We start from the raw sequence: 21,325 nt of genomic DNA on the forward strand, positions 1-21,325 counted from the left end.
TAAAAATGAAGGGCTAGAGTCAAACTTTAACTCCAGCCCTAAATATGCAGCTTTAGGTAATGCCTAAAGCATTAAATTGTCTAACGTGATGAAGTAAAACCAAAAGTTCGTGTTCCAAAGAATACGTTGAAATTACCCACTGTACCATCAAGTTGGCTGGTACTCTCTGAACCGACAGTCGTTAACTTCGTTTTCGCAAAAACTGAGATCGAAAAGTCTCCATCGCTCCATAAATAAAGCTCTTCTTGGCAAACAGATATATCGCTGAAAGTTGTGAAAAACTTTCAGCAATTTTTCTATTCTTAAATGCTCTGTAGCACACTGTAGTGCTAAGGCATGTTTAGCTACGCAGAAACTGATTGAGAGCTAGAACTAGAACTAGCTGAGTTCAACGTTTTAAAGCGGAAGCTCCTTGAAGAAGCAGAGGTAAAAGTGGAAGTTGATGTGATAGCCAAGAAGTTACCAACAGCAAATCCATCAGAGAAAGCTTCTGAAACTGCTAATCCACCTTGAATATTTTTATCTTCAAGAATGGTTTCTACATGAGAAAGATCATTGATAATCATGGTTTTACTTTTCTAATAATTAGTAAAGTGGACTTGTTTGGTTTTGTGCCACTAGATAGAATTTATTTCTCGTGACGAAAAAAATAATAACACTATTAAAAATTAATAAATAGTGGTTTTACGCAAATTTTATATTCATAAAGAATAAAATTTATATTAATGCAAATTGCTGGTTATCGACATCATTTTAATTTGATAAAATAAATTTTTAATTAGTATTAAGTCTCTATGCAAGCGGCGATAAAATAGTATTTTTTTAAAATTTATAAAATTAAATTACCGTCTTTTATATAGGATAAGCCTTGCTATGATTAACATTAAATAAGATTACTGCAATCAACGCCGTTGTAATAATTTACGCATTACTCATTTCCGATCTAGGATCATTTTCATGCCTAATCGCCTTTAAGAGGTTATCAGTGATAGCTATAGATGGAAATTATTTCATTAAGCATATTCCCCTCCTAATTTTCTATCTGAAGAGGATTTTATTGTTTAAATAACTTCGTTGCGTTAGCAAAGCTTACCGTAGGTATCGTTCAAATAAATAACTAGCAACTCGGGTTATTACCAAATTACCTTTTTATCTTCAATAAACTATAGATATGATCAGAAATTACGCATTGATAAATTAGACAACAAGTGTGGTAGTGAAAGCAAAAAAAAATATGCGATGCCTACGCCTACCTTAGTCCACAGGGGGTTGTAAAGATGGATAATTTACCTCATCTCGTATTTAGTATTCAGACAATCAGAGCGACCACCAAGCAATAAACTGTCAAGTGTAACCTCAACACTTATACTCTGTTAATACTTTCAGAATCAAAATATTCAGGCTGCACATGTTTAGCGAAGAGTTAATTGAAAACTGGTATGGGCTTAAGCTGACGGCAGAAGTTCTTGGGATAGTTGTAAATTGCTATCTGAACCTGGCTGAACCACAATTTCTAGTTGCTCGATTTGTCCCTTTAACCAATCAAAAAATAATTCTTGCTGTATTTGAAAGCGCATCTGTTCGTCTAATTGCGGTTGAATGATTTCCTCCACCCAAATCAAATAGATCCCTTTCTGTGTAGTGATAGGTTTGATAACTTGTGGTGGATTTGCAGCAAATACCGTAGTAGCAATTTCGGGTCGAAAATCTCTACGGTATCGAATACCCTGATATCCTCCTGCACGACGAAGTTCTGGATTTTGGATATAACAACGAGCTATTTCTGGAAAGCTGATTTCGCCTTCTTGAAGAGCATAAAACAGTTCCAAAGCTAAATCTCTATCTTCTAGGATGACTTCATATGTAGCGGCAGCAACATAATTGAGTTTGTGTTGGTAAAAGAAGTGTTCAACCTTATTTGCAAATAGAAAATGTGCCAGCTTTCGAGAGAGTATGTTGATCTGGATTGAGGTTTCAAAATCATCTAGAGAAAGATGATATTTTTTCAGCCATGCCCAGGTGTCAGCAGCTTTAACAAGTTTTTGCTCAAACCGTATTCTATCTGCTTCCTCCTGTATTTCTTCTGGTGTGACTGTAATTTCTGCTTCTAGGGCTGCTTTGGCGATAATTTTTTCCGTAGCAACAGCTTCCAACACACCAGGAATTTGGTAGGAAAGTTTAAGCTTGTGAATTATATCTTCTTGAGAAATATTCAAAATGTTTGACATGATAAGCAAGCACTGATGATTGTAAACTAAAGCTCTAAACCACTTTTTTGCAATTTCTTAAATGGGTCTAACATGTAGTCAATCATGCGGCGTTGGCGGACAATGACTTCAGCAGTGGCTGTTTGTCCAGCAGTTAATAGGATATGCTTGTCACCATTTTTGATATAGGGCTGCTTTAAGGTGATTTCTAACTCATAGGTTTCTATATTGCCTTGAGGTGTTTCCCTGGTTTTAGAGTCAGGAGAAATCCAATTGACTTTCCCCTCCACGATGCCATACTCCTGAAATGGATAGGCATCAAACTTAATTTTCACTGGCATTCCCACTTTCATAAAACCGCTTTCGGTGTTGGGCATATTGGCTTTGAGTACTAAGCCAGCATATTCTGGTGCTATTTGAGCAATTCTCTGGCCTATTTGTACTACAGCTCCTGCCTTGGTGATAGGGAATTCAAAAATCACACCATCAATAGGCGATCGCACCACTCGTTGGCGCAACTCAATCTTGATGGATAGTATCTGGCTTCTGGTTTGAGCAATTTCTGATTTTAGGGAGTTTATTTGTGTTTGTAGTTCTTTGAGTTGTTCCTGTATTTGAAGTTCTGCCAGCTTACCTGTATGGATCAGGCTTTGATAATTGCGTTGTTCTTGTTGCAAGCGCAGAGAGGCTTGTTGGATCTCAGACTGAGCCTGAAGAAGAGTTTTTTGATAGATGTTCTGTTGTTCTTGAAGGCTGGACTGAGCTTGAGAAATCTCGGTTTTAGCTTTAACAAGAAGTTGATAATTTTCTTTTTCTAACTGTTTCATCTCACTGAAGCGGTCTTGTGAAATGACACCTTGTTCATAGGCTTTTTGATAGCGTGGAACTTTTTCTTGAGCACCTTGGAAATTAATCTCGGCTACTTTATATACTGCTTTCCCAGAACCGAGAGCTTGCTGCGTCTGGTTAACTTTAGCCAATTGTTGCGCGTTCTGAAAGTTATAAGTAGCTTTAAGAGTATTCAGATTTTGTTGTGCCTGCTCAACTTGAGAAAGTTTTGCCAATTGTTGAGCTTGGTTTTGTTGCTTCTGAGTCTGCACAGAAATTATCAATTGGTTTTTGAGTATTTCTAAAGAACCTTGCCGATTTTGCAGCCCTCCAAGCTTTAAGTTTGCTTGTTCGAGTTGAGTTTTTAGAACATCTGAATCCAACTCCAGTAGAATCTGTCCTGCTTTTACGGTTTCGCCCTCTTTAACCCTAACAAAAGTGATACTCCCGCTAGCTGGAGTATCTAATTTTTGGGTAGCGCCTTTTGGTTCTATGCGTCCTCGAGCGCTGCCTGTTTCATCGACTTTGGAGAGCATTGACCAAGGTAAGATGATAACAATAAAGCCGAACACCACATATAGCAAAGAACGCGTCCATAGGCGTGGTAGAGCATCTAGCAGTTCTTCGGTGCCATAATACCAATCCTGCGTCTTATTGGGTGTCTCTATTTTGTTTTGAAGATCAAAAGATTCTGCATTATCTTCTGGCTGGATGTATTTTCTATACTCATCCGGTTCCTGTTTGGAAAAGCCAGATGATGAATTGAGAGATGGTTGTGGCATAGCTTCATCTTTAATATGAAGAGGTATGGGAGCAGGGAAAAGGGAGAGGTTGGAAGTAGCAAAGGTGAGAAAAGTATTGATTTTTAACTTTTTGCTTCAACTCAACCTGCTTGAGCAAGTTGCTGTTGGTTGAGGTAGTAGTAATGACCTTTCTTGCTAATTAACTCATCGTGTGTACCGCTTTCGGTTAAAATGCCTCTGTCTAACACTAGGATGAGGTCAGCATTACGTACCGTAGAGAGGCGATGAGCTATTATCAGGCTGGTACGCCTTTTGAGAATAGTATTCAAGTTGTTTTGAATAATCCGTTCTGACTCTGCATCAAGATTGCTGGTAGCTTCATCGAAAATCAGGAAACGGGGATTTCCCAACAGGGCGCGGGCAATGGCTAAACGTTGCCGTTGTCCACCAGACAGCATTCCGCCGCCTTCACCAATTTGGGTTTCGTAACCCATTGGTAATTTCTGAATAAATTCATTAGCACCAGCTAGAGTCGCCGCCTCAATAATCTCTTCTAAAGAAGCTTCTGGATGAGCAATACTTAGGTTTTCCCGGATTGTACCGCCAAACAAGAAAGTATCTTGATCAACAACACCGATTTGAGAACGCAGCGACTTGAGAGAAATACTCGTCACATCATGATCATCGATTAAAATTTTACCTTCGGTGGGAGGATATAACCCCAAAATTAATTTAGATAGGGTGGTTTTCCCAGAACCGCTCCTTCCTACCACCGCAACAGTCTGCTCAGGCTCGATTTCAAAACTAAGGTTTTCTAGTACGTTCGTCTCGCTTTCTCCGTGATAGCGGAAGGTCACATTTTCAAAGCGAATGCGACCACAAAATTTTCTCAAAGCCTGACGAGGTGAGGCAAACAAGTCTTCTTCCGGTTCCGCTTCCAACACGTCGTTAATGCGTTCGGCAGAAATCATGACTTCCTGCAACTGATTCCACAGGACACTTAGACGCTGAAAAGGATGAATGACGTTGCCTAGCAACATATTGAAAGCGACTAATTGCCCAATGGTGAGTTGGTTTTGAATCACCAGCGATGCCCCATACCAAAGTAATCCTGTAGTTATTAATGTTTCAATGGTTGCACTGATAATTTGCAGGCGATTGGCAACAACTTGTGCTCTAAACCCTTTTTTGATGAGTTTGTTTAACAGTTCTTCCCAGTGCCAGCGCACTGTTTGCTCAATTGCCATTGACCGTACAGAGCGAATTCCTGTTAGGGATTGAATCAAATAGCTATTTTCTTCTGCACCAGCCGTAAAAATCTCTCGGGAAAGACGACGCAAAATGCTAGTGGAAAACAGCGCTAGCAGGAAAAATGGTGGCACAATCAATAGCACGAGCAATGCCATCTGCCAACTGTACCAAAACATTAATCCCACATAAATAAACACTGTCATCAAGTCCAAGCAAATTGACAGTGCTTCACCTGTTAGAAAACGCTGAATTTTCTGATTTTCTTGGATGCGAGAAACAATGTCTCCCACGTAGCGCGACTCAAAGAACGAAAGAGGCAAGTCGAAGGTATGTTTGATAAAACCTACCAACATTGCTACCGAAACACGGTTGGCTGTATGGTCTAGGAGATATTGCCGCACGCCGTTAATGATGATGCGGAACAGACCAAAAATCAGCAACCCAAACCCGACAGCGTTAAGAGTGATTGTGCTACCTTGCACAATCACCCTGTCTAACAACAGCTGCGTGAATAAGGGCGTTACCAGTCCAAATATTTGAATCAGTACCGAAGCCAAGAAAACTTCTAACAGTACTTTTGAGTAAGGTTTGACTAGCTCAAAAAACTGCCACAATGATGCGTCGCCTTCTTCGGCTTGTTTAAAAAGTGCTGTGGGTTGCATAAGCAATGCATAACCAGTCCACCCTTCGTTCAACTGAGCATGGGTCAGGCTCAGTTGGCCAATGGCTGGATCAGCGACAATCACCTGTTTGTTGGTGATTTTATAAACAACAATGTAATGCTTTCCTTGCCAATGAGCGATCGCAGGTAGAGGTTGCTCTGCAAATTTATCTAGACTAGCTTTGACAGGTCGAGTTGAAAAACCTAGGCTTTCTGCTGCTGCGGCTAAAGCTCTTAGAGAAGATCCACTGCGACTGACATTAGCTTGCTCTCGTAAGCGATTGACGCTAAATTGTTTACCCCAATAGCGACCAATCATTGCCAAGCAGGCTGCGCCACAATCTGCGGAACTTTGTTGGGCATAGAAGGGATAGGTTTTAGTAAGGCTTCCCCACACCTGCCTTACCTTGACTTTAGGGCTGGGGAAGTAAGATAGAGATTTCTTTTGCTTTTGTTTTGGTGATTGTTCTCGCTGGGGAAAAGAAATGACGTTGCTAGAAGAACTTATTCGCTCTGGTTTTGGCTTGCTGTGAGGTGTCTTTTGGTTCTCAACAACAGCTTTTCTCTCTTCGATTTCAACAAATTCTGACAGTTGCTGCCAGTCCTCTTTAGCTATTTGCCAATTTGAATCTCGGAGAATGTAGGCTACTACTGGTTGTGTGGCTTGCCAAGCACCAGGTTTTGCCTCTGAATAAATTTTGCCTGGTGTTAAAGCGTGACCTTCAGAATTCCGCAGTTCTCCTTTTTGCAACAGTAATAACTTGCAATCATTTGGTATAATTATTTGCTGCTGTAAACTTAAATTATGCCGCTCAAATAAGGATAAGGCTTTGAGTATTCCTGGTACATCCAATGGGTTGCTTAGAAGTTGCGAGTTTTGACGATATAACATCACCAAATCCCATAGTTCTGCGCGTTTAAATAGGCGATCGAGAATCCCAGGAAAGCGATCCATTAACTCAAGCAATATCTCTTGTTTGAGATAACAAAGCTTAAGATTAGTCGAGGCTCTAACGGCATATGGCTGAAAAGCTTCTTGTGCAAACAGCGTGCCTTCCCCAAAACATGACCCTGCACTCAAGGTCGTGATTAAGTTTTCCTCATTATCCAGCACTCTAACTTTTCCAGCCAGAACGATGTAAATTCCTGGGTTCGCTGCTGTTGTTAGCCAAAACTGCTTTGCCACTGGTGGCTCAAAGATTTCTGCCAGTTTTAAGCAGCTAGCGATTTCTTGCTCTGAAAGTTTTTCACCCAAAAGAAGGGTAATCTGCTGATGTAGCAGTTGTTGAGAAAATACTGATGACATTACCTCATCTCCACCCAAAGTATCAGTTTTTGAACTGAACTGGAAACTATTGAAAGACGAATGAAAATTAAACTCTAGTGGGCAGAGAATTTGCAAACAAGAGCAGCAGCATTTCTAGATACTGCCTGACAGAATGTATATAAAAGTTGATACCTAACTGTTAAAATCTGACATTCAGCACAGCTACGGCGCTGAGTTTATCTAGACAAAGTAAATACTCCTGAATTATTCATGTATTAACTTCTATTCTATTTAGTAGAATTACATATAGCTTGTCAAGATACCTTTACGATAAATTTATATTTTCCGTTTAGGTGAGCTGAGACTTTCTACTATTTACTCATGCACAACTAAGTAAGTCGGCACGATAAAAACCATATCTGTTTAGTTTATAAAAACTATATAACTACCAATTTATAAGCTATTTACTAATTTTACATTTCGTCACATAGCTTGCTTTTTTAACGCCGATCTACTTAAACTGAATAAGTTTATTGGCAATTCATATTAATTATAAATTGCATTTTGATAGCGCATTAACTCCAAAGTAACAAATGCTTGAAACGAACAAAATATGTGTGTTTTAATTGCGTGGCTGTCTCTCAAAAGTGAATGTATAAATACCACATACTTGCTTGATGGCTATATATGTGAAAACTTTCAATTTCCCAATGGGCATCATGAATTGTGGCAAATTCAGTTCTCGTTAATAAGCAATCCGATTGGAAGTTGCTAAATCTTCCGCAATTATGCAACGCCAATAAATACATCTCCCCAGTCTGTGAAGGCTATAACTTAAGCATCAACTCCAGATTAGGCCGCAATTAGCGATCGCCATTACGGTTCAATGGTTTTTTGACATAATATGCATGAAATATGGAATTGGCTTGTACATAAGTTAGCAATCAGCAAAAGCTGACTATCCAATCGATCTTAACTGGTTTAGTTATAGGTGCGATGACTACAACGGACTGCGCCTACACACGCATTGCTCGCCGCAGCGATGTCTACAACGGACTGTGCCTACACACGCATTGCTCGCCGCAGCGATGTCTACGACGGGCTGCGCCTACGCACTCATAGATAGCACTTTGGTTTAACTAACTGTAATAACAGTTCCTAGACTCTCATTCGCCAATCTATCCACCGCACACACGGCATAAATTCCCGCTTGTTGGACGGTAGCGAAGGTTGTGCCAGCAGACAAAATTTGCTGAATTGTCCAAGTATCGCCAGTTTGCCGATAAAGTGTCCAGGAACGAACTGGCTGATTATCTCCAGGCTGCCAACTTAGTTTGCGGTTATTAACTTGTAGTTCAATAGGTGGAGAGGGCGGTTTTGTATCCTGCCAAGACAAAGTTGGAGCTAGCGCAGGTTTGTTATAAAGCAGACTTTGGAATTTATCAGCAATGCCTTGACTATTTTCCGTCAAAACACCGACATTAAAGAAGATATTCCCCAGTGACAACCGTCCAGCTTGGCTACGACTAATTTTCACCTGCTTTTCAATCTCATCACTCTCTCGACTTTTGTTGCTTGGTTCTGTCAGATTGTTACCAGCGTAAACGTGTCTTTGCTTTGTATTTATCTGTGTCCACCACTGTAGCAACGCCGAATAACTTTGTTGTGGTTGGTCTGTGCGCCAGTAAAGTTGAGGGGCAATATAATCAATCCAGCCTTCTTCTAACCATTTCTTCGCGTCAGCATACAGCACATTGTAAGCATCCAATCCAGTAATACCAGTGGGTTGTCCGGGGCGATAGATCCCAAAGGGACTGATACCAAATTTTACGTCGGATTTGGTTGTTTTAATTCCCTGCCAAAGGCGCTGTACCATTTTGTTAACATTGTCTCGTCGCCAGTCGCCAAGGCTGAGTGTACCACCAGCTGCTTTATATGCAGCATAAGTTTTGTCATCGGGGAAAGACTGTCCCTCGATGGGATATGGATAGAAATAATCATCTAAGTGAATCCCATCAACATCGTAGCGCTTCACTACATCAAGAATTACGTTGTAAGCTCTATCTTGAACTATTTTTAGCCCTGGGTCCATCCAGCGTTGAGTTTTCCACAAATAAACGCTTTCTGGATTGGTAGCCGCTATGTGGGGACGGACTGTTTTAGCTGGGTTGGTGGAAGTGCTAGCGCGGTAGGGATTAAACCAAGCATGAAGTTCAATATTGCGCTTATGACATTCTGCGATCGCAAAGGCTAAAGGATCATAAAATGGTTCTGGTGCTTTCCCCTGAGTTCCTGTAATCCAAGCACTCCAAGGCTCTAATTGGGATTCATATAAAGCGTCTCCCTCTGGTCGCACCTGGAAGATAAGGGCATTGAAGTTTAGCGCTTGTAATTTACTAATAATCTCGCTGAGTTCAGCTTTTTGTTGGGCAACAGAAAGTCCCGCCTTGGAAGGCCAATTACTATACCACACTGATGCTACCCATGCCCCCCGAAATTCTCGACTATGATTTACCTTAACGCTACCGACAGGTGTGGGCGTTGGTGTTGGTGTCGGTGTTGGCGTTGGTACTGGTACTGGTATGGGTGTGGGCGTTGGTGCTGGTGTCGGCGGCTGCACTAAGTAACTAGAGGTAATTTTTTCTGCCTCACCTAAATACACCAAAGCTTGATAAATAATTACTGCCACATCTGCACGGGTGGCTGCGACATTGGGACTGAGTAATTTGATATTGGGAAAACTAACCACCAATCCGGCTCTGGTGGCAATAGCTACCTGATTTATACCATACCCAGGAATCTGAACAGAATCTTGATAAATTTGTGGGAGTGCTGAGAGGAGATCAGGTTTTACCTTGATGGCAATTTCTAAGCCTGCTACCAAAGAAACTAAAACTTCTACTCTTGTAATTCGGTTAGCAAAACGGAAACTTTTATCAGGAAACCCACTAATAAATGCTTTTTCGTAAGCGTTTTTAATGGCGGCTGCTGCCCAATAATCAGTTGGTACATCAACAAAGGGAATATACTGCCGTTTTTTGGTAACTGTCGGAAATGCCTTGGCGATGATGGCGGCAAATTCAGCGCGAGTGAGTGAGTTATCGGGACGATAAGTGCCGTTAGGCAATCCACTGACAATACCACGTTGGGCTAAGGCTGTAATAAATAAGCGTGCCCAATGGTTTTGAATATCCGAGAAGGGAATAGCAATAGATACCATTGATGATTGCAGCTAGCTGGCCTTGATTTTGATTCCTTAGTTAATTTAGCAATATATCCGAGCGATCGCTGCTGCAATATCTTAGTAAACTTTCACTACTTAAGTTTGATTGGGGATTGGGGATTGGGCATTCGCAAGAAGACTTGGGGACAAGGGGAAAGATTTGTTTCAAGTTCTCACCCCTGCTCCCTGCTCCCTGCCCCCTGCTTCTTCCCCAACTCCTATGTACTAAGTAGGATTTGCAGCTTGCTCAGGAGGATTTGACGTAGAACGCGCGTTTAACGATAGCATTACGCGGGAAACGCCGGTGAAAATAACGCTGACACCAACTAGTGTGCCAAGAAGCCAGGGGGCATTGAAAGGCCACTGGAACCAAATCATTGCACCTAAGACCAGCGTAATAATGCCATCACCCAGTATCCATGTCCAGTTATTTTGCGGACGTAACTTGAATGCCAGAATTAACTCGAATGTACCTTCAGCCAGCAAAAAGCTGCCAAGCAACAAAGTTAGTGTGAGAATACCTGTATAAGGATAAACAAACAGCATTATACCTGTTGCAATATAAAGTCCGCTTAAGAGAAGTTTCCAGATAAAACCTCCTTGGTGGCGGGTTTGAGTAGCATAAACTAGTTTTGTAAATCCGGCGAAAATCAAAATTACTGCAATCCAAGTCTCGGTAAATAAAGTCGAGAGACTAGGCGCTGCGATCGCAACAACCCCGAAAATACTCAAAAGAACACCACTTATCAGTGACCCATTAACATCCTTCTTAATATCTCTAGAAACATCGGCTGTCATACAAATCTTTTCCCTATTTTTAAACTAAACTCTACATTTAGGTTAGGGAATTTCTAAGTAACAGAGTATGAACCCTAAGATAGACTCATCAGTATTAACTTAATCCTAATTACTGCTAAGAATTTACGACTATTGAAACACCAAACCAATTATCTGATGAGATAACTCTCATAAGAGTTTTGCAAGATTGCTCAAGCGTTCATAAACAGCGATGAGACGATCTCCTTTAAGTTCGACAGAAGTATTCGGATAATTCTGAATGGCTCCAAGCAGTGTAACTTCACCATTTTGTTCGATAGATGAACTTAAAGCAGTTCGCAGCGCCTGCTGATCTAGTTGTCCTGCGGGAGGGTGAACTACCTCACCAATTTGATCAACTAAAACTGGCCCTGCCCAACTAGACAGTAAGCTATTTAAAAAGGCAGGATCGGCTTTTATCGAAGCTTTCAATGCCTTACGAGCTACTGCGGGGTCTTGTTGCGCCGCCTGTAAATAAGCTCTTAATGTCGGGGTAGTTTTGCCAGTTTCTGTAAACTGAGTTAATTCTTCAACAGATATTTGCCCCTGAAAAGTACCATACCTTAAAACAACTTGTTCAGCAGCATTAGCATTAGTACTTGAGAGAAGAATAGTAGCACCTACGCCTAAAGCTACTGTTTGAGTGAGTAACTTACCGAATTTACTATTGTTTAATCGATTGATAAGTTGATAAATTTGCATTTTTTCTCACTTTAATAATGGTGCGGAGCATAAATGGGCACAAAATGCCTAAACGTTATATTATTCCACGAAATTTCTGCTACAGACACATGAGTAGGGACGTACAACTAGACGCCCCTACAGCCAATTTGTTGCAAAGATTATTGGAAATGGTGTTATTAAGCCTTTTCGTTAGGCAAATCTAATGAGGTAGTATTGGCTTATCTTCGTCTAAGGTTGGTGCTGGTACACCCAAATGCTTTCTTGCAGATTCTTCAGCTAGCTTTCGGTCTTGCTCGTTATCGAACTGGCTCTCATCTAACAAATGAGGATTTTTTACCGCTTCATCTCGGCTTGGTCGATAGCCATTTTTCCACTTGTACTTCAAGTCCATAATTTTAAAAGCAGATATACTGCGATTTGATTACCTAGTTCTTCATAGTAGGCGCTTAATGGAACATGACACTCCTACTATAGGTTGAAGAGGCTCATTCTGAGGGTACAAATTTAACAAAATTTTTGAGCAAGAATACTCTATCGGACAAAACTTGGTATAACACGCCAAGAACAACTCATGAGTGGTTCGCAAGTATAATAACTTTAGTAATTATTGGCGATCGCTGTCGGTTGTACATGGACTTTTTACATCTGATTGTAAAACAGAGACACCAAAGCGTTTCAGTTGAGATAACAGCAATACTATTTTCTCTTCCGGCAAAGGTTTTGAATTTGATGAAATAGAGGAAGTTCCTACAGGATTATTAGTATTAGCTGAAGTTTGTGTGCTTTTATTTGGACAGACTCGCATAGACACCAAAAAATCCCCAGAAGCTGGTTGAGAATTTGGTTTTATGTTGATAACTTCTAAAAAAGCTCTAGGGGGAAGTGATTGGTTGTTTCCCAAAGATATTTGATTGTTGGTTTGAATAACCCAACCAGGAGAAAGATTAGCAAGCGATCGCGCTGCGGGTGTCGCTTCGATGGTAGGGTTTTGAGTTTGTAACGGATTGGAAAAAATTGGAACTGACTCTGATTGCGATCGCAGTTGCTGCACAAACAATCCTAAAGAACCTGATGCTACTACAAATATTAAGGGGATAATCCAATGTAGCGGTAAACTAGGAGTTTTAGCAGACTCAGTGTCTGGAATTACCTGAGTTACTGACCTTGATAAAAACTGAGTTGGTAATTCATCTGAATTTACCTCTTCCCCAAAAAACACATTTGTATCAATTGAATGTGATTGGACTACTGGTGGTTCATAAGTATTTGATTGTCGAGTTTGAGTTAGCTTTGCTTCTCTTTCTCGAACAACTTTTTCTTCAATTCGTGCTACTTCTTCATTACTAAGTTCCAAAACGCGCTGATATCGCCTTAACTCTTCATGAATTTCCTCACTAAACGGATACTCGTGTTGAATTGTTTGAATTAGCGCTTGTTCATACTGTTGTAATTTTTGCAGATATGCTTCAATCTCAGCCTTAATTCGGTTTTCTATCGGAGTAATATTTTCATATTTTAGACCTAATAGTTGTTGCTCCTGCCGGAGTTGATTAAGCTGGGCTGTACTCAAGGGATACTGCTGCTGTATTGCTTTGGCAAATGCCTGTTCATATTGTTGTAATTTGTGCAGATAAGCTTCAATTTCAGCCGTAATTATAGTTTCAATTGAAGCTATATCTTCATTCTTGAGCGCTAAGATTTGCCGCTCTTGGCGAAGTTGATTAAGCTGTGTTGTACTCAAAGGATACTGTTGCTGTGTTGCTTTAGTAAATATCTGCTCATACTGCTGCAATTTTTGTCGATATGCCTCTATCTCTGATGTAATTCGGGCTGTAATTGGGTGAATATCTTCAGCTTTTAGACCTAAGAGTTGCTGCTGTTGCCATAGTTGATTATGCTTTGCTTCGCCTAAAGGATATTCCTGCTGCACTGCTTTTGTAAATGCCTGCTCAAACTGCTGTAACTTTTGTCGATATGCCTCCACCTCTGCTATAAGGCTGTTTTCAATTGCAGCTACATCTTCATTCTTAAGTTGCCATTCCTGCTGTATCTGTTGCAGTTGATGGCGAGTAGGTTGACTTAGGGGATACTCTTGTCGCATTGCTTTAGCTAACGACTGCCTGTACTGTTGTAAATGCTGTTTATAGACTTCAATTTCTGCATTGACTCGCGCCTCAATTGGCATTGTATCCTCATTCCTCAGCCCCAAAATTTGCTGAAGATTCAGACGTAGCATATTGATATCATCTTCACTGAGAGCTACTTGCTGCTGTAGTGCTTCTGTCAAGTCTCTCTCATATCGCTGTAACTTTTCTCGAAATTCTTGACGAGCAACTGCTAACATTTCATCTTCAATTGCAGTTGCTTCTACTTCGGATAGTCCCAAGCGATTCCTGAGTGCATCTAAAATCTTGCGACCTACAAAAGTAACATCTCCACGATTACTGTATCGCGCTACTTCTTTGCGATACTTCTGTTTAGGATCGCCTTGAGGAACTTTTGTAAGTCGAATCTTAAAGCCTTCTCTACTTGTGTAGATTTCTGGCTTCATCGTCGGCTGTATTTCTCTAACTTTCCGGCTGGCATATTCATGCAACTCGTCAATGGAGACAACGCCATCTTCATCTAAGTCGGCTGCGCCTGTTGTAATTCCCTCTATCAAATAACGGGTATAAATTGAGAGGTCTGCCCCCTGCTGCTCAAAAGAATATTGAGTTGAACTAGATGAAGTGAGAACAGCCCGTCCCTCACCGCCTAATTGCTCACGGATATCTACAGTACCGTCATCCTTTGCTGATAAACCCTCGGCAAAAGCACCACTAAAGCAACTATCCAAAATGACAACTTGCCGCTTAGAACGGCTGCGGCTCATGCTTTCATGGACAACACTGGCTGCTACTGCTGATGAGCGAATTAAATCTCCTCTAGGAGTTTTGCGTGTGGTGCGCGTTGCTAAGAAAAGTCTACCCGTGTCATCTTTAATGCCATGACCGGAGAAAAAGAGAACTAACAAATCATCTTTTTGACGATGAACAAATAGATTTTCGATAGCTTCTTCCATATCTTGGCGCTGGGGATTTTTTAGCACCATAATATCTGTCTCAGTAAAGCCGCCCATTTCTGGGTGTAACAACACTTGCTGCATCGCTTCTACATCTTTGACAGCAGCAGGTAGCGGGTTCAACCCAGGCTCATACTCACTCACCCCAATCAGCAACGCTACCTTAACCATTTGAGATTCCCTATCCTGCTACGAATTTCTCTGCTGCATCTATTGCTGCTTCTAACTCTTGCCGACTACTGGCTTTGACTTTCAGCTTCTTGCCATTGGCCTCAATTTCTAGTTCAATAGTTTTGTTACCTAGGCGATCGCCTAAAAATCCCATCAGTGCTTTAATATTCTTGGCATTCACCTGCGCTGTTAGCCAACCCACAGCCAGCCCTGTTAGTGACTTGCTCCCTCCTGGTGCTTCTGCTTCACGGAAAAGACTAGCATCTTCCACTTCATCCAGTTCCAGCATTTGTTGCAATAGTCTCTGCGTTTCGTCTTGCAGTTCATCGTTATCTAAATCAGGCTCTTGCAAGGCGATGGTAAGCTGGACGTTGGATGTACTCGCCATTTTCAACCTCTAATTGTGGTTAATGCTTAAATTATCACAAGTGTCTTATACAATCCAATTAGTGATAATTCCGGTCTAGATTGTCATAAATACAAATTTTTCCCAGATGCATAGCATACTATGAATAGGAACAGCAACGCAAGGTATAAATAAATACTATTTATGGACACAGCAAGCTAGAATTTGATTTACTTAGTTAATTTAGCAATACAAGAGCGATCGCTATTGCTGTGTCATATAAAATTTTACAGTTGCAGAATATTTAAGCGTCGGTTTTGTACCCTTCTCTACGGGATGCCAAGGGCGAACGGGAAGCAAGCTATGTGCAGCCGTGATTTTTAATCGTCAGATATATTTACTAATTAGTTTATCAAAATGCCTGTTTATTTTCTCAAACCCCAGTTTACTTATTTCAGTGTTTTCCGCAAACAAAATGACATTTAACTAAAAAAAGGCTTTCACAGGGATTATGCTCAAGCTGGTAGGTATTAGTTTGGTTAAAAAAGAAGCTAAATTTTAGTTTACCTATTTTGTCATAAATGATTTCAGATTGCTATAGATTCATCACCCTAAAGTTATAGAGGCAGTTTAAATATAATTCAAAATTTATAAAAATTATGTCTAAAGAAGTAAGCCAAAACTTACTTCGCTATGCCTAAAAATTATGTATGCACAGAACAGTCATTCTCAACCAATATCTCTATAGATATAACTAAGAAAGCTAATTTTAGGATAACTCCATCTGTAGACTCACGCAATTAAAACAAAAAAGGTTAATACTAAAAATAACTTTACCAGCATTCAACCTGGTTGTAATCCAAATTCCAGGTTAGGAAAAGCAAATAGAGAAAAGAGTGCAAAAAATGGCAATTTCTACAGACCGCGATCAACACATTAAAAAGCTGCACGAATTAATCAAAAATATCGATTATGGTATGTTTACCACAGTCGATGATGATGGCAGTTTACATAGTTACCCGATGTCAAAAAGTGGTGAGATTAACTCTGAACCCACGCTTTGGTTCTTTACTTATGCTGGTTCTCATAAGGTGACTGAGATTGAACATCATGAGCAGGTAAATGTTAGTTTTTCGTCACCCGAACAGCAGCGATACGTTTCTATCTCAGGTATATCGCAACTCGTCAAAGACCGCAACAAAATGCGAGAGTTATGGAAGCCGGAACTTCAAACCTGGTTTCCTAAAGGACTGGACGAACCCGATATTGCTTTGCTTAAGGTGAATATTAACCAAATTAATTATTGGGATAGTGCATCCAGCTTCAAGCCACAAACAATTAATTTAAATAATTAGTAATTAGTAATTAGTAACTAGTAATTAAAAAAAATCAATTGCTAGTTACTAATTATTTTCAAACGTGTAATTAGTAGGCGAAATTGGCAAACGTTAAATATTTTTAATTAAGAAAAATCAATGACAGATAAAAAGGATGATAATTATGCCCAAAAGTATCTACCTTTAGAGATAAAGCGGCGAAATTTTTTAAAAGGAATAGGCTTTATCGGTGCTGGCGCAGGGGCAATTTTTGCTGATCACATCCTCAATGCCAATTCTGAGGTGGAAGCGGCAGAAGTTCCAGCATTATCTGCAACTCCAGCCAACAGCACAGATACTGGTGAAATTCCTCTCCGTCCACTGGGAAAAACAGGAGTAAAAGTGTCGGCGATCGCACTTGGGGGTGCAACTTTAGGGCAAGCAAAGAGCAAAGAAGAAGCGATTCGCATCACCCACGAAGCTATTGACAACGGCATCACTTTCATGGATAACGCTTGGGAGTATAACAAGCATCGTAGTGAAGAGTGGATGGGAGAGGCGTTGCAAGGGCGACGAGACAAGGCTTTTTTGATGACGAAGGTTTGCACCCACGGACGCGATCGCAAAGTAGCAATGCAGCAACTTGAAGAATCCCTACGTCGTCTCAAAACCGACTACCTCGACTTGTGGCAAATCCACGAAGTTGTTTACGACAACGATCCAGAAAGGATTTTTCGTACTAATGGGGCAATTGAAGCTCTAGATCAGGCAAAAAAGGAAGGTAAAGTCAGATTCGTTGGCTTTACGGGTCACAAAGACCCTGCTATTCATCTAAAAATGCTTTCCTACAATTACCCGTTTGATGCAGTGCAATTGCCACTTAATTGTTTTGATGCTAGTTTTAGAAGCTTTGAACGGCAAGTACTACCGGAACTCAATAAACGGGGAATTGCCGTAATTGCGATGAAAAGTCTCAGTGGGAATGCTGATGCAGTAAAAAAAGGTGTCGTGACTCCCCAAGAAGCCATCCGCTATGTCATGAGTTTACCGATCGCTACACTTGTTAGTGGTATTGATTCGCTGGAAGTACTGCGGCAAAATTTAGCGATCGCTCGTGGTTTTCAACCGATGCAGGCAAAAGAAATGCAAGCGTTGCGCGATCGTTGCGTTCAATATGCAACCGATGGGCGTTTTGAACTCTTCAAAACCTCCATGAAGTTTGATGGAGATGAAGGCAGAATCCAGCATGGCTTTCCACCTCAAAGCCAAGTGCAAACATGAGATGAGGGAGATAAGGGGACAAGTAAACCCAATGTCCCCCTGATTAACACTCACTCTCAGCAGGATGTTGGTCTAAATTCAGATAAGGTTCAAGTATCAGTTTTAATCGATTTTGAATTTGTATGTAGACGCCAGTAAAGTGTCTAGATATTGTTTACTTCTTATTTCATATTTTCACCGAGGTCTTATGAATTACCTTGTTGCTGTTTTACCAGATCGAATACAAGCAGAAGCTGCCTACTCTGCTCTAGAAAAAGCAGGTTTGCCAACTTCACAAATTAATATTTTGGGCAATGGTTATTTAAGTGCTGATGAATTTGGACTAATTGATCCCGACAAGCAAGCCCGCAAACAATCAACTCGGCTCTTATGGTGGCTTGTGCCCTTTGGATTTGTTGCAGGTGCTGCCTTCAACTATCTCACAGCAATTGAAATATTTCCCCAGATTACTCGATTTGGCAATGAACTTCTTGCTGGTATTTTAGGGGCGATATCTGCTGCGCTAGGCGCTACTTTAATCGGTCGAGGAGTTGGCTTAACAGTTGGCAGTGGCGATGCTTTACCCTATCGTAACCGTTTGAATGATGGCAAATACCTAATTGTAGTTACTGGAAATCGGAATTTAACACGCGAAGCTACGCGTATAGTGCGTCAATTTGAACCAGAGAATATTCAAGGCTATACAGACTATTCACAAAACAGTAAACTTGTCGGGAATTAAGGCAATTTCCGTGAATAAATCTAGCATCACTGTTGGTTTCAACTTCTCTGTGAGACGTCGAAACTCATCAACCTGGGTATATTCTTTATCAGAAATCACCTAAGTCAAAATTTGTGAGTTTTGAATATGCAATTTTTTGATTAAGTTTCAAAAAAAGCTAATCTAACTCAACACCTTGCAGAACGAGGCAGCATAAATTTCTCATCCTCAGCTGCAAATCTACCACGAGCCATCAGCACAGTTTCATCAAATTGGTGGGGGAATGATTGCACATCTTTGACATCGAGAAGGTCAGGACTAAAGTAAATCACGACTTCTTCAATGGGTTGAGGTATTTTAGCAAGAATATTGTTTAAAGAGCATATCTGCGGTGTAACTAGATCAAAAAGATGAAGTCGGGTATCTTCTATCTCCATGCAGGCGATTAAATCTAAATCTTCTGCGTAGTATAAAGTACGACTTCCTTCATTGACGCAGAACACAGGTTTTTCCTTGACTACGCCAACGATATTAGAAACAGGGGCGCGTGTTTCCAAAAGTCTGTGTAGCAATGTGCAATCTTTGGTATCTGTAAAATTCAGTGTTCTGAAGCTATCAGTGCTACCTATGGAGTTACACTTAACTTTAAAGATGTGTTCTTCAACAATACGAAAGCCAAAAGGTAAATAAAACTCTGGTTGTGGTGTTGTCAGTACTAAAGTTTCGTAAATGCGATCGCAATATCCTAGCACTTCCTCCATCACTTCCCGGTAATATCCTCTCCTGCGAAATTCTGCACGGGTAGCTACTCCATGAACTCCTCCGACAGTAAGCTTTTGTCCCATAATTTGCATGGGAATTTCTAACACTCCCACATGGGTAATAGCTATATCATCATGAAAGCGAATAAACGGAGTTGAAGCTGTTTCCCAAGATGCACCTAATTTTCTTGCACATTCTGCTAAACTTCTGAGTCCGGGAAATGTGACTTCCATTAAGTCAAAAAGTTTATCGCTTATGCTGGATTCAGCAGAGAACGACTGTTTAAAACGATACTGAGTCATAGTTAAAGTATTACTATCACTTACAGTTTATACTACAAAAGTAATCCCAGCAAATTCAAAAAAGCGAACTAATATTTCTCAAGCCTGAGTCTCGTCAAATAATACTAAGCCATACTTCTCACCAGTAGGTAAAAAGCCAATTCCTCGATAAACGGCTTGGGCTGCTTGGTTATTATCACCTGTAAACAAGATGGCACGTTTTACTAAGAGCGATCGCGCATCTAACAACGAACCTGCTACTACACTTTTAGCGTAGCCTTTACCCCGCAACGCTGGCGGTGTCCACACTCCACCAATTTGCACAATATCAGGTAGACTGGCATTGAAAGCAGAGTAGGAAACTGGGGTATCTCCTGCCACTAAAACCCAATGCATAGCTATATCTTGACGCGCTTCAATTACCAGACGGCAATCAGGTCTTAAACTGGGAGTATCCGTTTTTCCTAAAGTTTCCACATTATAAGCAACGCACCATTCAGTGAGTAATTCCAACTCTTCTGGATATGGCAAACGACACTGCACCTTTGCCGATGCTAAAGCTTCAGGTATTTGTAAGTCTTGTAGCGCTAGAGAAAACAATATTTCAGGTTCATCAAGCTGAGTTGGTCGGTTGCTAAGTCCCAAAATGCTTTTTGTCGCTTCGACTTGTGCTGCTGGACCACTAATTCCGGAAATAGCACGTCCAGATTGTGCCACAACTGCTTGTACCACCTCTAGCAAATGTACAGGAGCTTGCACTACGAGCATCCCATTCCAAAAGTGGGCTGCAACTGCCACTATAGTTTCATCTATGTAGGCCGCTATATAAGTTCCTTGAAATCTTGCACCTTTATCAAGCAGTCCCGCAGCTCGCCAATTAGAGCGCAAAAACATAGAAGTATTAGCGTGTTGCAAGAGAAATGCTTCCAGCGATACTTCATCTCCAGGTTGCAGGGTTCTCAAAGTAGGCACAAAAAACTCCTGAGTGTCCAATTCAGTTTACCGAATTTTATCTTATTTACTCCTGGTAGATTAATAGATTATTGATACGTCTTTTTTGTAAAATAGGAGTGATTGTAAGGTGACGTAGTACATTTGAATTGAAAGTGTTAGCGCGATCGCCTTCTTTATCACTCCTATAAATCAGAATAATTTTTAATGAAGCGTCAGGCTATAGCGATTCTCAAAAGAAAAATGCTTAAGCTAACTTGTTGCTGCTGCTTTGTTTCCATTCTGGCTGCCATTTTTGCTGCCGTTACCGTTCACACTGGCAATGAATGACGGTTGCTGTGAACTAGGAACTGGTGACTCACCTCGCAGTCCCTTACGGCGTTGGTTCTTAGGAACACCTCCCGCCATGCCATACTCCACACTGCTTTTACCATATTGAGTAGCAACACCCAACAGCATATGCTCTGCCATATCTGCCAACTCGCGCTCTGTTTCGAGCATTTCATGGTATAACTTATCGAGATTGGAAAGAGCAGTGTTGTATAAATGCTCTCTAGTTCGCATCGTCTCAATTAGGGTTGAGAAGGCTGGTAGGGTGAGTCCATTGCCAACATTTAAATTCGGATCAATTGAATTGATGCCAGCAGCACGACGCGCTGCTTTTTCTAATACCTGAGACGTTCTTTTTCTCCGAGCCATGATCTGAACCTTGTAATCCAATACGGTTAATATTCTTTACTCTAAAGAACTTTCGTATTGATCAGCTTGAGAGAACT

Annotated in this window: 16 protein-coding genes and 1 pseudogene; 3 read left to right on the plus strand and 14 right to left on the minus strand. The window is 40.8% G+C overall.

Annotated features, from left to right (window positions below; genetic code table 11):
- Window positions 1-344 precede the first annotated feature (344 nt).
- From H6G26_RS11595 to H6G26_RS11640, 11 genes and pseudogenes are all read right to left on the minus strand, one after another.
- Complete coding sequence (locus H6G26_RS11595; RefSeq protein WP_190729394.1) at window positions 345-566, minus strand: hypothetical protein; 222 nt, start codon at window positions 564-566, stop codon at window positions 345-347.
- Window positions 567-1,445: 879 nt separating this feature from the next.
- A complete protein-coding gene (locus H6G26_RS11600) occupies window positions 1,446-2,228 on the minus strand; it encodes a peptidylprolyl isomerase (protein WP_190729395.1) in 783 nt (260 codons plus the stop codon).
- Window positions 2,229-2,254: 26 nt separating this feature from the next.
- Window positions 2,255-3,817: an HlyD family efflux transporter periplasmic adaptor subunit gene (locus H6G26_RS11605; RefSeq protein WP_190729396.1), complete on the minus strand. Its 1,563-nt coding sequence runs from the start codon at window positions 3,815-3,817 to the stop codon at window positions 2,255-2,257.
- 101 nt (window positions 3,818-3,918) lie between these two features.
- Complete coding sequence (locus tag H6G26_RS11610; RefSeq protein ID WP_190729397.1) at window positions 3,919-6,996, minus strand: peptidase domain-containing ABC transporter; 3,078 nt, start codon at window positions 6,994-6,996, stop codon at window positions 3,919-3,921.
- A gap of 510 nt (window positions 6,997-7,506) precedes the next feature.
- Window positions 7,507-7,706 (minus strand): annotated as a pseudogene (locus H6G26_RS42510) (IS701 family transposase); the annotation flags it as partial.
- Window positions 7,707-8,092: 386 nt separating this feature from the next.
- Window positions 8,093-10,177 carry a family 10 glycosylhydrolase gene (locus H6G26_RS11615; protein WP_190729398.1) on the minus strand — a complete coding sequence of 695 codons (2,085 nt, stop codon included), beginning with the start codon at window positions 10,175-10,177 and terminating at the stop codon, window positions 8,093-8,095.
- A gap of 228 nt (window positions 10,178-10,405) precedes the next feature.
- Entirely contained in the window at window positions 10,406-10,978 is a 573-nt protein-coding gene (locus H6G26_RS11620) for an HdeD family acid-resistance protein (protein ID WP_190729399.1), read from the minus strand.
- A gap of 168 nt (window positions 10,979-11,146) precedes the next feature.
- A complete protein-coding gene (locus tag H6G26_RS11625) occupies window positions 11,147-11,698 on the minus strand; it encodes an alpha/beta hydrolase (protein WP_190729400.1) in 552 nt (183 codons plus the stop codon).
- A gap of 181 nt (window positions 11,699-11,879) precedes the next feature.
- Entirely contained in the window at window positions 11,880-12,071 is a 192-nt protein-coding gene (locus H6G26_RS11630) for a bromodomain-containing protein (RefSeq protein ID WP_190729401.1), read from the minus strand.
- A gap of 213 nt (window positions 12,072-12,284) precedes the next feature.
- On the minus strand, window positions 12,285-14,912 hold the full coding sequence (locus tag H6G26_RS42515; RefSeq protein ID WP_242053672.1) for a caspase family protein: 2,628 nt from the start codon (window positions 14,910-14,912) through the stop codon (window positions 12,285-12,287).
- Window positions 14,913-14,922: 10 nt separating this feature from the next.
- Complete coding sequence (locus H6G26_RS11640; RefSeq protein ID WP_190729402.1) at window positions 14,923-15,300, minus strand: hypothetical protein; 378 nt, start codon at window positions 15,298-15,300, stop codon at window positions 14,923-14,925.
- A gap of 863 nt (window positions 15,301-16,163) precedes the next feature.
- Between H6G26_RS11640 and H6G26_RS11645 the strand changes: the two genes are divergently transcribed.
- The 3 genes from H6G26_RS11645 to H6G26_RS11655 all read left to right on the plus strand — a co-directional run bounded on the left by H6G26_RS11645 (window position 16,164) and on the right by H6G26_RS11655 (window position 18,576).
- Window positions 16,164-16,613 (plus strand): pyridoxamine 5'-phosphate oxidase family protein, encoded by a 450-nt coding sequence (locus H6G26_RS11645; RefSeq protein WP_190729403.1) that lies wholly within the window; start codon window positions 16,164-16,166, stop codon window positions 16,611-16,613.
- A gap of 120 nt (window positions 16,614-16,733) precedes the next feature.
- On the plus strand, window positions 16,734-17,855 hold the full coding sequence (locus H6G26_RS11650) for an aldo/keto reductase (RefSeq protein ID WP_190729404.1): 1,122 nt from the start codon (window positions 16,734-16,736) through the stop codon (window positions 17,853-17,855).
- Between the two features lie 187 nt (window positions 17,856-18,042).
- Window positions 18,043-18,576 (plus strand): hypothetical protein, encoded by a 534-nt coding sequence (locus H6G26_RS11655; RefSeq protein WP_190729405.1) that lies wholly within the window; start codon window positions 18,043-18,045, stop codon window positions 18,574-18,576.
- Window positions 18,577-18,743: 167 nt separating this feature from the next.
- Here the strand turns inward: H6G26_RS11655 and H6G26_RS11660 are convergent, their stop codons facing one another.
- The 3 genes from H6G26_RS11660 to H6G26_RS11670 all read right to left on the minus strand — a co-directional run bounded on the left by H6G26_RS11660 (window position 18,744) and on the right by H6G26_RS11670 (window position 21,248).
- The gene (locus H6G26_RS11660; protein ID WP_190729406.1) at window positions 18,744-19,619 is read right to left on the minus strand and encodes a GNAT family N-acetyltransferase; all 876 of its coding nucleotides are present in this window, start codon (window positions 19,617-19,619) and stop codon (window positions 18,744-18,746) included.
- A 78-nt stretch (window positions 19,620-19,697) separates the two neighbouring features.
- Window positions 19,698-20,570 (minus strand): GNAT family N-acetyltransferase, encoded by an 873-nt coding sequence (locus tag H6G26_RS11665; RefSeq protein ID WP_190729407.1) that lies wholly within the window; start codon window positions 20,568-20,570, stop codon window positions 19,698-19,700.
- A 231-nt stretch (window positions 20,571-20,801) separates the two neighbouring features.
- A complete protein-coding gene (locus H6G26_RS11670) occupies window positions 20,802-21,248 on the minus strand; it encodes a hypothetical protein (RefSeq protein WP_190729408.1) in 447 nt (148 codons plus the stop codon).
- Window positions 21,249-21,325: the final 77 nt, after the last annotated feature.

Origin of the sequence: Nostoc sp. FACHB-888 (assembly GCF_014696655.1) — a bacterium.
Taxonomy (GTDB): Bacteria; Cyanobacteriota; Cyanobacteriia; order Cyanobacteriales; family Nostocaceae; genus Nostoc.

Bases quoted from the DNA above. Each gene is read 5' to 3' on its own strand.
- H6G26_RS42515 (WP_242053672.1), bottom strand. From the start codon at position 14,912: ATGGTTAAGGTAGCGTTGCTGATTGGGGTGAGTGAGTATGAGCCTGGG.
- H6G26_RS11610 (WP_190729397.1), bottom strand. From the start codon at position 6,996: ATGTCATCAGTATTTTCTCAACAACTGCTACATCAGCAGATTACCCTT.
- H6G26_RS11600 (WP_190729395.1), bottom strand. From the start codon at position 2,228: ATGTCAAACATTTTGAATATTTCTCAAGAAGATATAATTCACAAGCTT.
- H6G26_RS11650 (WP_190729404.1), top strand. From the start codon at position 16,734: ATGACAGATAAAAAGGATGATAATTATGCCCAAAAGTATCTACCTTTA.
- H6G26_RS11655 (WP_190729405.1), top strand. From the start codon at position 18,043: ATGAATTACCTTGTTGCTGTTTTACCAGATCGAATACAAGCAGAAGCT.
- H6G26_RS11670 (WP_190729408.1), bottom strand. From the start codon at position 21,248: ATGGCTCGGAGAAAAAGAACGTCTCAGGTATTAGAAAAAGCAGCGCGT.
- H6G26_RS11645 (WP_190729403.1), top strand. From the start codon at position 16,164: ATGGCAATTTCTACAGACCGCGATCAACACATTAAAAAGCTGCACGAA.
- H6G26_RS11620 (WP_190729399.1), bottom strand. From the start codon at position 10,978: ATGACAGCCGATGTTTCTAGAGATATTAAGAAGGATGTTAATGGGTCA.
- H6G26_RS11625 (WP_190729400.1), bottom strand. From the start codon at position 11,698: ATGCAAATTTATCAACTTATCAATCGATTAAACAATAGTAAATTCGGT.
- H6G26_RS11595 (WP_190729394.1), bottom strand. From the start codon at position 566: ATGATTATCAATGATCTTTCTCATGTAGAAACCATTCTTGAAGATAAA.
- H6G26_RS11615 (WP_190729398.1), bottom strand. From the start codon at position 10,177: ATGGTATCTATTGCTATTCCCTTCTCGGATATTCAAAACCATTGGGCA.
- H6G26_RS11605 (WP_190729396.1), bottom strand. From the start codon at position 3,817: ATGCCACAACCATCTCTCAATTCATCATCTGGCTTTTCCAAACAGGAA.
- H6G26_RS11630 (WP_190729401.1), bottom strand. From the start codon at position 12,071: ATGGACTTGAAGTACAAGTGGAAAAATGGCTATCGACCAAGCCGAGAT.
- H6G26_RS11640 (WP_190729402.1), bottom strand. From the start codon at position 15,300: ATGGCGAGTACATCCAACGTCCAGCTTACCATCGCCTTGCAAGAGCCT.
- H6G26_RS11660 (WP_190729406.1), bottom strand. From the start codon at position 19,619: ATGACTCAGTATCGTTTTAAACAGTCGTTCTCTGCTGAATCCAGCATA.